We start from the raw sequence: 12,048 nt of genomic DNA on the forward strand, positions 1-12,048 counted from the left end.
TGGTAGTGCGCCTAGCGGCGCACGTTTCTAACGGGTTTAAGTCCCGAATCCGCCCGGTAGTGGGAAGGATATAGCCGAAGGCAAGGGTGTCTGCCGCGAGACGGAATCTGAAGGAAGCTGGATGTGGGAAACATACCAACCCACGGGCAAATCTCCGGTCTGACGTACAGAAATCTCATATGAGGTTATGCATGAGGGTAAGGCTGCTACACAAGTTGAAGCCCAATAACTACACGGAATCATGCATGATAAATGAGGCAGATGGATGGAGAGGAAGAAACGTGTGGTACCTAGGGAGGTCTGTGTGAAACGCTCTGAAAGGAGTAACCACCGTACAAGGTAACGAGGCGGTGCTGAACATGCAGAAGTCAGCAGAGGTCATAGTAGGGATATGGACATGGAAACATGGACATGCTAACCGAAGGACCGAATCATTAGGAGTCTTAAGTATGACCGAGAAAGGAGAAATGACCGTCAATGGCAGAAAACATGGATAATAATGGCTGTTTGCAAAGAGATAGTGCGGAACACGAAGGGTATGCGAAAGCGCTTAGGTCATTCAATCGGATATGGAAAGAAAGAGACAGTGCACAGCCGAAACTCTTGGAAGCGATACTGTATAAGGATAACTTTAATAGAGCGTATAAGAGAGTTAAGGCAAACAAGGGAGCGCCAGGAATTGATGGAATGACTATCGAAGAGGCACTTCCGTATCTTAAGGAACATCAGCAAGAGTTAACTGACCGAATATATCGCGGTAAGTACACTCCATCGCCAGTCAGGCGAGTTGAGATTCCAAAACCAGATGGAGGTGTGCGTAAGCTTGGCATACCTACCGTGATAGACCGAACACTCCAACAGGCAATAACCCAACAGTTAGTGCCAATCTATGAACCGTTGTTTGCGGACGGAAGCTACGGCTATCGTCCTAACAGAAGCGCAAAGGATGCCATACAGAGGGTAAAGGAATACGCAGAACAAGGTTACACTTTTGCAGTAGTCTTGGACTTATCAAAGTATTTCGACACCTTGAATCATGAAATCCTTATCAAACTCCTCAGAAGGAATGTGAAGGATGAACGTGTGGTTCAGCTAATAAAGCGTTATCTAAAAAGTGGGGTAATGGAAAATGGCGTGGTCATTGATACAGAAGAAGGTTCACCGCAAGGTGGGAATTTATCTCCACTTCTTGCGAATATCTACCTCAATGAGTTCGACCAAGAGTTTCTGAAAAGAGGTGTGCCCTGCATAAGATATGCAGATGACATCGTTCTTTTAGCGAAAAGCAAAAGAGCATCAGAGAGACTCTTGGAAAGCAGTACAAAATATCTCGAAGAGAAACTGAAGTTAACAGTAAATCGGGAGAAAAGTCGTACGGTCAACGTGTTTGCAATCCGAAATTTTAAATTTCTTGGCTTTGCATTGGGAAGGAACGGAAGTGGCATTTATGTCAGGGTTCATCCAAAGTCATGGAAGAAGTTCAAGTCCAAGCTGAAAGATTTATCTTCCCGTAAGTCTGTGCAGTCCATCAAGCCTAGTCTTGAGAAAATCAAGATATATGCGAGAGGATGGCTTAACTACTACGGTATAGCAAGCATGAAGAACAGCATAGACGATATCAATGGGTGGCTCTATCACAGAATACGTATGTGTATATGGAAACAGTGGAAGAAGCCCAAGACAAAGGTGCGAAATCTGATTAAGATGGGTGTACCCGAAGACTTGGCGTACATGGCTGGTAACAGTCGGCGTGGTTATTGGTTTACCACGCATACAGTCGCAGTCAACATGGCGATGACAAAAGAAAGACTGATAAACAGTGGCTTCTATGATTTAGCCACAGCCTATCAGTCTGTGCACGTCAACTATTGAAAGCGCCGTATACCGAACGGTACGTACGGTGCTGTGAGAGGACGGGAGCTAATCACTCCCTCCTACTTGATCGGTTATTGATTTTCCTGATGAAAACAATAACCTATAGGTTTTGAAATAAAAAACTTGGAAAAATCGAGAAAATGTCGCTTTTTCCAAGTTTTTTTGCCGATTAACGGTTAAATAGATGTATAATAGTTAGTGGACTAAGAAACATATAATTAAACGTTAATGGGAGGCTAGGTAAAATGTATACGAATGATTATGAGCGCTGGCTTGCTGCAGATCTAGAAGATGCAGATCTTAAGCCTGAACTTAGAAAAATTGAAGGAAATGACGAAGAAATTAAAGACAGATTCGCGGTCGCGCTTGCATTTGGAACAGCAGGACTTCGTGGAGTTCTAGGTGCTGGTACTAATAGAATGAATATCTATGTTGTTCGTCAAGCAACTCAGGGACTTGCAAACTGGGTTAAAACTCAAGGAGGCAATCAGACAGTTGCAATCAGTTATGACAGTAGATTAAAGAGCGATGTATTCGCTAAAACAGCAGCTGGAGTTCTTGCTGCAAATGGCATTAATGTTCGTATTTATGATGCTCTTATGCCGGTTCCGGCACTTTCATTTGCTACACGTTACTATAAATGTAATGCAGGTATTATGGTTACAGCTTCACACAATCCTGCAAAATACAATGGATATAAAGCCTACGGTCCTGATGGATGTCAGATGACAGATGATGCAGCAGCTATTGTTTATGCTGAAATTCAGAAGACAGATGTTCTTACAGGTGCTAAGGTAATGTCTTTTGCAGAAGGCGTAGAAAAAGGACTTATCAAATTTGTTGGAGATGATTGTAAGAATGCATTCTATGCAGCAATTGAAGATAGACAGGTTAGACCAGGTCTTTGCAAAACAGCAGGACTTAAGCTGGTGTATAGCCCTCTTAACGGATCAGGTCTTGTTCCTGTAACACGTGTTCTTAATGACATTGGTATTACAGATATTACAATTGTTCCTGAACAGGAATATCCAAATGGTTATTTTACTACTTGCAGCTATCCTAATCCAGAGATTTTCGATGCTCTTAAACTTGGTCTTGAACTTGCAAAAAAAGAAGGCGCAGATCTTATGCTTGCTACTGACCCAGATGCTGATAGAGTTGGTATTGCTATGAAGTGTCCTGATGGAAGCTATGAGCTTGTATCTGGTAATGAAGTCGGCGTACTTCTTCTTGACTACATAGCAGCAGGACGTATTGAAAAGGGTACAATGCCAAAGAATCCAGTAGCTGTTAAATCAATTGTTTCTACACCTCTTGCTGATGCTGTTGCAGAGCACTATGGAGTAGAGCTTCGCTCGGTTCTTACAGGATTTAAGTGGATTGGTGACCAGATTGCAGGTCTTGAAGCAGACGGAGAAGTTGATAGATTTATTTTCGGTTTCGAGGAATCATACGGATATCTTGCTGGTCCATATGTTCGTGATAAAGATGCTGTAATTGGTTCTATGCTTATCTGTGAAATGGCAGCTTATTACCGTAGTATTGGAAGCTCACTTAAACAGAGACTTGAGGAAATCTATTCAGAATATGGTCGCTATCTCAACAAGGTTGATTCATTTGAGTTCCCAGGTCTTTCCGGCATGGATACTATGGCAGGAATTATGACATCTCTTCGTGAGAATCCACCAAAAGATTTTGCGGGAATAAAAGTTTCTAAGGTGACAGATTATAAGAACACAGAGGAAACTGGACTTCCATCTGCAAATGTTCTTATATATGGTCTTGAGAATGGATGTACTGTAGTAGTTCGTCCTTCTGGTACAGAACCAAAGATTAAGACATATTTTACAACAAAGGGCAAGAATCTTGAAGAAGCACAGGCTATGAAAGATAAACTTGCTGAAGCGTTAAAACCAATTTTAAAATAAAAAATTCTAAAAATCTAACTAAAAAGGGTCAAATACAATGCTATTAAGTATTGTGTTTGTTCCTTTTTTGTCTAATGAAATTTACAAAAGTTATAAAAATAATCTAATTGTACTAACTGACCTATTAGTGGAGGACTTCAATGGATTATATAGATGATAGTATTGTAAGATACGATTTTGGTATAACTGATTTTTTACCCATTATAGTTTTAAAAGACTTTTCATGGCCTCAATTATGTGATGCAAGTATAAATATGCATTACCATAATTGTATTGAAATTGGTGTTTGCGAAAAAGGAAGCGGATATTTGGACTTTATAGAAGGCAGTGAATCATTTGTAGAGGGTGATATTAGCTTTATTGGAACCAAAGTTGCACATGTGGTCTATCCAGCTCTAAATTCAGATTTTGTATGTAGCTATTACTTGATAGATGTAGAAAAAATGCTTAATAACACTATACCAATTGGACAATTGGATTTTTCAGAAGATATATTGGAAATGTCTCAAACATACCATACACATATAAAGCGTGGGAGGAATGAAGAAATATCATCGTTGTTAAGTATGGTTGCCAGGAAGGTAAATGAAAAGAAAACAAATTATCAATTTAGTGTTAAAGGGCTAATATTAGATATTATGATGGAGTTTTTTCATGAATATGAAAAAGTATTGAGCGTAGAAAGACAAAGACTAATAGGAAGAAAACAGTTAAAACCTGCATTTGATTATATACATGCGAATTTTGCTAGTGATGTTAAAATTATGGAATTAGCCTTAAGATGTAATTTGTCTTACTCGTATTTTGGGAAGCAGTTTAAAGAAATAGTTGGGAGTAGTCCAATTGAATATATAACTGATTATAGGCTTCATAAGGCTATAACGATGTTGACAAGAATGGATGCTTCAATCACTGCAGTATCAGAAAACGTTGGTTTTCAATCTATTTCAAGCTTTAATAGAGCTTTTAAGAAAAAATATCATATGTCTCCAAGAGAGTGGAGAAAAAAAGATTAGGCAAAGAGCAAAATTGCATATTTTGAAGTGGGAAAAGCTATTAAATGGAGCGAAATTGCATAGTTTATTAAAAAAAATTGATGTACAATCATAAATAAAGATACGTAGAAATATAAAGTTTCGATGGATTATCGATTTTGTGTTTGGATTAGGTATAGCTGGAGTGCAGTTTGGATTGATTCGCAGGCAAGGAAGGGGAGCAAAAAACTATAGCTCATTATATGAGTTAAAAGATAAAGAAATAAATGAAGAATAATCGTTTATTTTTTGTGGGATAGGATAAGGTATATAAGAGATTAGATTAGTTTGAGTATGAACATGTTGTTTGGGGGGAAAATGTTTCTTAAAGAATATTTCAAGGAAATGAAATTATTATTGGGGTTAAAGTCTTTTTTTTCAGTTTTTTCAGGTTTAATTCCTTATATTATTTCTTGGTCGATTATAGGAATAGTAAATATTGTTTCTAAAAATGAGTTTGAATCAACTAAGTTGATATGGCTGGTGGTTGTTTTTACAGTAACTATATTTTTGGATAGAATAGGATTGACAATTCAAATGCCTGTAGATTCGTTACTTAAAGCTAGAAGTAAAGAATTCGTAGAACGAAAGTCTTGCGAAATGGTTCGAGATACAGACTATGAGAGTATTGAAAGCCCAGAGTTTCAAGAACAGTATTCAAATATTTCAAGATATATAGATCATGTGTCAGCATTGTGGGATAAATTATTAGATGTGCTCACGACTTTGATTCGTTTTTTTTCATTGACACTACTGATATGTAGAATAAAATGGTCAATAGTATTGGTTTTATTCTTAGGCGGGTTACCTGTTTGGATTAGTTATAATGAATTAGCAATTGAAAAAAATGATTTTGAAAATAAAATTCAAGGTAAGAAAAATATAGTTAAATACTATTATGAGGTATTAACTAATAGTTTTTTTCTTAAAGAAGGTAAGGTATTCGGATATATTGATGAAATCAAAAATAGATGGAAAAAGCTGAGCGTAGTTATTATTAGTCTTAACTATAAGTATAATATGAATAAAATGAGAAGAGAGCTATTACAACGTTTTGTTCAATGTGTTGCTTTTGTTTTGGCTGTAATACTATTAGTTAGAGATGTATTTAAGAATTCAATGGCTGTAGGTAATGCAATTGGGTTATTTTCTACAATTCAGCAATACCAAAATACTATTAGGCAACTGTCTTCTCTTGTTTCTGATTTTCAGGAAATAAAAATTAATTATTCAGAGATGAAGGGATTTGCAAAAAAGTATGAATTTAAAAAAGAGAATTCAAATGTTGGTGAACAATTTGACATAAAAAAATCAATAGAATTACAAAATGTATATTATAAATATCAAAACGCGGAAAACTATGCGCTAGATGGAGTTAGTGTTAAAATTAATAAAGGGGATACAATATTTGTAGTAGGTAAAAACGGTTCAGGGAAAAGTACATTTGTAAAGTTGATTACAGGGTTGTACAAGCCTGTAAAGGGAAAAATACTGTATGACGGTGTTGATAGAAAAAATATAGGAAATATATATTCAAATTTTGCAACACTTTTCCAAAACTATTCTAAATTTCCTTTTTCAATTAAATTTAATATTACTTTAGATAACAACGATAATAATCTTGACAGTGTTATGGAGAATGTAGGTATAAAAGATTATGTGAAAAAATTACCTTTGGAAGAAGAAACATATCTTGGAAAGCTTAGGAAAAACTCAATTGATTTGTCAGAGGGGCAATGGCAAAAGATAGCATTGGCGCGTGTATTGTACAGGAATAGTGATTTCTTAATCTTTGATGAACCAACATCATCTTTGGATCCATTGGCTGAAGAACAGATATATAAATTATATTCTGATATATCTCATGAAAAGACTAAAATTATTATATCGCATCGACTTGCATTTTCTAAATATGCTGACAAAATTTTGTTGTTTCAGGATGGTAGAATTATTGAACAAGGGAATTATATAGAATTGATGGAAAGAAAAGAAATGTTCTACAAAATGTATGAAACTCAAAGAAAATTATCAATTGGGGAAGGATGATCTATAGCTAAAATGTATTCGATTATTAAGAAAATCATAAAAATAATGATTCAATCATCACCAGAGAATGTCATTTTAAGAATAGCAACTATTTTAATGAATTCAATAATTCCTCCTGTAATGGCCTTTTTTCTAGGTAAAATATCTCTTTCCTTAGTTCAAAAATCTAGTGTGAGTTTAGTTAAGTATTTAGGGGGGTATGTGCTGATTTCGTTTTCTTGGAATATCATTGCACGATATGTAAACATCTTATCTCAATATTCTTATGATAAAATATTGATAAGTCTAAGAGAATATCTAATGGATTTGCAACTAAGAATTCCCAATAATGTCTTGGAAAGTGCTGATTATATTAGAACTCGTGAGAGAGCAGATTTATTTTTGGATACTTATGCTATAAGATTTATATCTACTACAGAGCGATTGATTATTATTATAGTTACGATTTCTAGTTATTCAATTATTTTTTTAAGAATAAATCCAATTTTTATTATTATAGTGTTGGCTGCATCCTTGCCTGGATTTTTTTGTAGGGCAAAATTTGTTCCAGAAATGCGACATATGTACGAAGAACTTCAAGAGGATAGAAGTTATCAAAATTGGTATAGAAATTCATTAACAAATAAAGACAGCTTGAAGGAAATAAGACTTTGGGGACTAGAGAAGATATTCTATTCTAGGTATAGACAGCTTACAGAAAGTATACTGAAAAAGCAGAGAAAACATTATTATAGGCATGGTTTTATAGGCGGTAGTATCGAGTCTGCTTCATTTGGATTGGGATTAGGAATATCATTGGTAATCGGGCTTTTATTGCTAAAAAATGGGATTATACAAGTTGATGGATTAGTGATAGTTATTAATAGTATTGTTGATGTTCAAGATACATTTATTAGTTCTTATTATAATATTTTGAGTTATAAAGAATCTACTTTATATGCGAAGGATTTGTTTGAAATAGAAAAATTTATATTTGATTCTAATGCTGATAAAAATATGAAAGACAAGCAGAATGCAATTGAAGTTCGTAACATTTCTTTTAATTATCCTTCATGTGAAAAAAATGTTTTAGAGAACGTTTCTTTAGTAGTTAAGCAGGGGGAGAAAATTGCAATTGTTGGTGAAAATGGGAGTGGAAAGACAACGTTTTGTAAATTATTACTTGGATTATATGAAACTTCAAATGGTGAAATTCAAGTAAATGGAGAAGATGAATTTTCAGTAACATTTCAAGATTATTGTAAATACGATTTAAATGTGAGAGATAATATTACTTTGGGAAATATCAAGAATCATAATGATGAAGAACGGATAAATGAATCTATGGAACTAAGTGGATTTAAGAAAACTTACATCAAAAGAAGATTTGATTTAGATACAGAGTTAGGGACTATAAAAGGAAAAGGTGTGAATCTTTCAGGCGGAGAATGGCAAAAGTTAGCTATTTCTAGATGCTTTTTTAGAAATAATGGGAATAAAATCATTATCTTAGATGAACCTCATGCATCTTTAGATCCGATATCTGAAGCTGAATTATATGAGTATTATAATACTATAATAGATAAAGAGAAAAATACTGTTATATATGTGACGCATAGACTTTCATCAGCGAAGTGTTGTGATAGAATTATTGTTTTTGATTCCGGTAGGATTGTTGAGGATGGTAGTCATCAAGAGTTAATCGCCAAAAGAGGAAAGTATTATAAACTATTCTCAGTACAAAATCAGTATTATCAATAGTTTATAGTTCTTGATTTTTCTGGTGAAAACAATAACCTATAGGTTCTTGTTTTCATCAAGAAAATCAAGAACCGTACCAGACCAAAATTTGTCGTCAAGAGAAATTTTGTCCTGCGAAGCAGGATTCTTGCTGATGATTTCATTCTAGGAAGATTGCCTGAATCATTTAATATACTCAAACTTGTAGAAAAGGGAGAAAATGACCTTATTATAAATCATGAAAAATTGTCATTTGAGAAACATTCTGAAATGAAATTGAAAGATAATGATAGAATTGATATAAAAATAAGATGCATTGTAGATATTGATGGATTTCATATTAAGTATCATTGTAGAGGGAAAAAATGTGTTTATTTTAACGAAGACAATATTGATAATATCGCTATAAATGAAAATGATAAGTGTTACCACAAAGATGGTGTTGAATTGGTAATAGTAAAAAGTAAATCTATAGTACATAAAATGTTCACATTTTCGAATGGATGTGAGAAAGCTAACGTAGTTATCTATTCAGATAATACTGGAAAAATAACACAGAGTATTCAAGAAAATATCAAGTTTATTGCAGATGTGACAGATAATAGTTTTAGCATGAGTATTGATATTAAGTGGGAGAGTATAAAACTAGAAGGCGATTGCGATTTTTTGTTCAATATTGCAGCATTAATATCTGATCCGGAAAATGAGATGCAATACTGTATGTGTCCTATGTTTGGGGATAGTAATGATTTCTGGAAATTATCGGGTGTCAGATTGAAGCTTATAAAGAGGTAGGGATAGATTAGTTTGTGTTCAAAGTGATTTTTAATAGAAATGGTGTTATCTATGATTTCAATTAATTGGAGGACTATAAAATGAAAAAATTGAAGAGTACATTGATAATTATGATTTCTGTTGCTATGATTGTAAACACTGGAATTACAGCTCTTGCAAGTGGAAATAATGATTATATGTATCGTAATCATAATAAAAGTTTACTTGTAGTAGAAGAAGACGGTCTGTTTATTGATGGTAGATACTATACAAGAAATCAATTTGAGGCATTATTATGTAATGCGCGAGAAATATCAACAGGAGATTCGGTGGTAAATTCGGAAATACATTTAAACTCTGCAGCTGCACTTGTGGCAGGGACATGGTTTGTTCCAGGGGTTGGCGAAGTTATTATTACTGCTACAGGTGTAATACTAATATCTGGCGTTGCAGTGGAAGTTGGTTCTTGGGTTTACGACGCAGTTACTGATTGGTTTGCCAAACAAGCGGAAATAAAAGAAGCAAAGGCTAATATTCCTTCTCGATTAAAGGATGGTGATGGAAATGTTAAAGTAGGGGATTTCAATCAGCCTGTTTCAGGGAAAACTGCATATAAGGAAAAAGGTGGATGGACAATTGAAAAAGATACTGCTGGACATGGTGGTAGAAAATGGAAGTTGAAAAACAAAAAGGGAGATAGGATAGCTTCGTTGGATGAAAACGGAAAAGTACTTGGAAAATAAGGAGAGTCTAGTGGAAAAGTTAAAAACTATAATCGATTCTTTGCATTCAGATGCTACCTGCTATATTGTTGATTTTCTACCTCGAAAAATGTCTGGAAATCGTTTTTTTGATTTGGAAGAATATCTTCTTAAAACGTATATAGATGAGTTTGCAACAAAAATATCAAATATTGTTATTAGATTGATTCATTATTATCCATCAAAAATCTTTATTGTTGAACCGTCTAAAAAAGATGATATATTTTATAAAGATTATCTAGATAAAGATTTAAGAAATCAACCTTTATCAGTAATAGATTCGATAATTAGACATACTATAATTTATGATGTTTCTTCATTGCAAATTCTTATAAATGACAGTGATAAATTAAGCTTAATGAGCATAAATGGCGGATTTTCAATTGATTTTTATAGTGATAGTATGGAAGTCCTTGAACTAGTAATGATTCTTGTTAATAACGAAAACTTGTATTTTAGAAAAGCAGATGAATCTTAGTCTATGTGGGTATAAATAGTTGTGGCAAGAAAAAGTCCAAATTAACTGAAACACAAATTGTTTGTGAATCACTTAATTTGGGCTGTTCTTTTGCTTTTTATAGAATGAATTTTTATTATCATTTTCGTTGATGACGATAAAAGTTGTAAATTAGACGTTTACAATTTTGGCGATTGTCTCTATTGTCAGGTATAGAGATTTTACCATGTTTGTATTAGCTGCATAGTAATACATTTCTTTTCCATTTCTTTTGGATGAGATGAGCGATGCAGATTTTAGTACTCTTAAATGGTGAGATACTGCAGGACTTGACATATTAACCTCTTCTGCAATCTGTGTTACGCACAGAGTTTTCTTACATAATAGCCAGAAAATCCGAAGTCGGCTAGGATCCCCGAGTTGCTTTAAATAATCAGAAACATTTTCTGCAGTGCTTATGGATGGAATAATACCGTTTTCTAAATTAGACATTCAGACCTCCAATAGTAAAGGTTATTGTTTCCTTGGCATAAGTAAGTGTTTAATTGTTTATCGGATTAATTATTTACATCATTAACTTTTACAAAGTTACAATTTAATCTATTTTTATCTGGAACTTGTCGGATTCGTAGATATTCGCGCTTCACTTTTTGCGTTCAATGTGATAAAGTTGTTTTGATGTTTTTTTGAAATTGATTTTTAAGGAGTTTTCTATGCTTAAATATACAGGTAAAAATAATGAACAGCTTAAGATTAAGGCCAAGAAGCTAATTATTTCTTCAGACCTTTTTACCAAAACAGAGAGTTTATATATGACAAGGAAGTCTTTGGATAAGATGTCATCGAATCCTCTTTATACTAATAGAGTAGTAATAGACCTGTCCAGGATGCAGAATATGTATGCAACTCTTCAGAAGGATGAAGATGAAAGATGGAGAGGTGTTATTCGTTTATATGTAGATGGAGGTATTGAGGATGAGAAAATAATGCTCGATGAAGATGATACAGATTTTACTACATATATGGTATATGGAGATAAGAGGGTTTCAACTGATGTAGATGGAGTGGTTAATACTATTGAGATGAATAGTGGAATCACTGCTGATATTACAGATGATGCTATTGATATGGTAAGAAAAGAGAAGATTGACAGCTATGAAGCTCTAGGAGCATGTATGGTATTTGTAGCTAACTTTTCCAAGAAAGATACAATGGATGTTGATAACAAATGTGGAAATAGTCTTATTACAGAACTTGGTTTCGAACATATCGGCTCAGCAAGCGATTTGAAGAAGCTTATGAAAGATCTTGTGTATGAAATAACAGGACAAGAAGTAGAAGTAATTAGAGTGTAAAGTTTGACTTCTTGTTAGTTCACTTCAGAAACTCGCATTTACTGCGAGTTTCGTGAGAACAAAAGTCAAGTGGCAAACTGGTTCAAGGCGAAGCCTTTT

Annotated in this window: 10 protein-coding genes; 9 read left to right on the forward strand and 1 reads right to left on the reverse strand. The window is 34.1% G+C overall.

Annotated features, from left to right (window positions below; all coding sequences use genetic code 11):
* Positions 1-477: 477 nt before the first annotated feature.
* The 8 genes from ltrA (at position 478) to G634_RS0114270 (ending at position 10,615) form a co-directional block, all read left to right on the forward strand.
* Positions 478-1,872 (forward strand): group II intron reverse transcriptase/maturase, encoded by a 1,395-nt coding sequence (ltrA, locus tag G634_RS0114235; RefSeq protein ID WP_026505763.1) that lies wholly within the window; start codon positions 478-480, stop codon positions 1,870-1,872.
* Between the two features lie 248 nt (positions 1,873-2,120).
* Positions 2,121-3,803, forward strand: coding sequence for a phospho-sugar mutase (locus tag G634_RS0114240; protein WP_026505838.1), 1,683 nt, complete (start codon positions 2,121-2,123; stop codon positions 3,801-3,803).
* A 140-nt stretch (positions 3,804-3,943) separates the two neighbouring features.
* Entirely contained in the window at positions 3,944-4,819 is an 876-nt protein-coding gene (locus G634_RS0114245; protein WP_026505839.1) for a helix-turn-helix domain-containing protein, read from the forward strand.
* 336 nt (positions 4,820-5,155) lie between these two features.
* On the forward strand, positions 5,156-6,883 hold the full coding sequence (locus G634_RS0114250) for an ATP-binding cassette domain-containing protein (RefSeq protein WP_026505840.1): 1,728 nt from the start codon (positions 5,156-5,158) through the stop codon (positions 6,881-6,883).
* Between the two features lie 12 nt (positions 6,884-6,895).
* Positions 6,896-8,623 carry an ABC transporter ATP-binding protein gene (locus G634_RS0114255; protein WP_081676653.1) on the forward strand — a complete coding sequence of 576 codons (1,728 nt, stop codon included), beginning with the start codon at positions 6,896-6,898 and terminating at the stop codon, positions 8,621-8,623.
* Between the two features lie 249 nt (positions 8,624-8,872).
* Positions 8,873-9,397, forward strand: a complete 525-nt coding sequence (locus G634_RS0114260) for a hypothetical protein (protein WP_196805378.1) — start codon at positions 8,873-8,875, stop codon at positions 9,395-9,397.
* Positions 9,398-9,477: 80 nt separating this feature from the next.
* Positions 9,478-10,119, forward strand: coding sequence for a hypothetical protein (locus G634_RS0114265; protein WP_026505843.1), 642 nt, complete (start codon positions 9,478-9,480; stop codon positions 10,117-10,119).
* Between the two features lie 10 nt (positions 10,120-10,129).
* Positions 10,130-10,615, forward strand: a complete 486-nt coding sequence (locus G634_RS0114270) for a hypothetical protein (RefSeq protein WP_026505844.1) — start codon at positions 10,130-10,132, stop codon at positions 10,613-10,615.
* 150 nt (positions 10,616-10,765) lie between these two features.
* On the opposite strand, the gene G634_RS19425 is transcribed toward G634_RS0114270, so the two are convergent.
* Complete coding sequence (locus G634_RS19425; RefSeq protein WP_035800283.1) at positions 10,766-11,086, reverse strand: ArsR/SmtB family transcription factor; 321 nt, start codon at positions 11,084-11,086, stop codon at positions 10,766-10,768.
* A 221-nt stretch (positions 11,087-11,307) separates the two neighbouring features.
* Here G634_RS19425 and G634_RS0114280 point away from each other — a divergent pair, with 221 nt between their 5' ends.
* Positions 11,308-11,949, forward strand: coding sequence for a hypothetical protein (locus G634_RS0114280; RefSeq protein WP_026505845.1), 642 nt, complete (start codon positions 11,308-11,310; stop codon positions 11,947-11,949).
* Positions 11,950-12,048 lie beyond the last annotated feature (99 nt).

Source organism: Butyrivibrio sp. NC3005 (assembly GCF_000424545.1).
Taxonomy (GTDB): Bacteria; Bacillota; Clostridia; order Lachnospirales; family Lachnospiraceae; genus Butyrivibrio.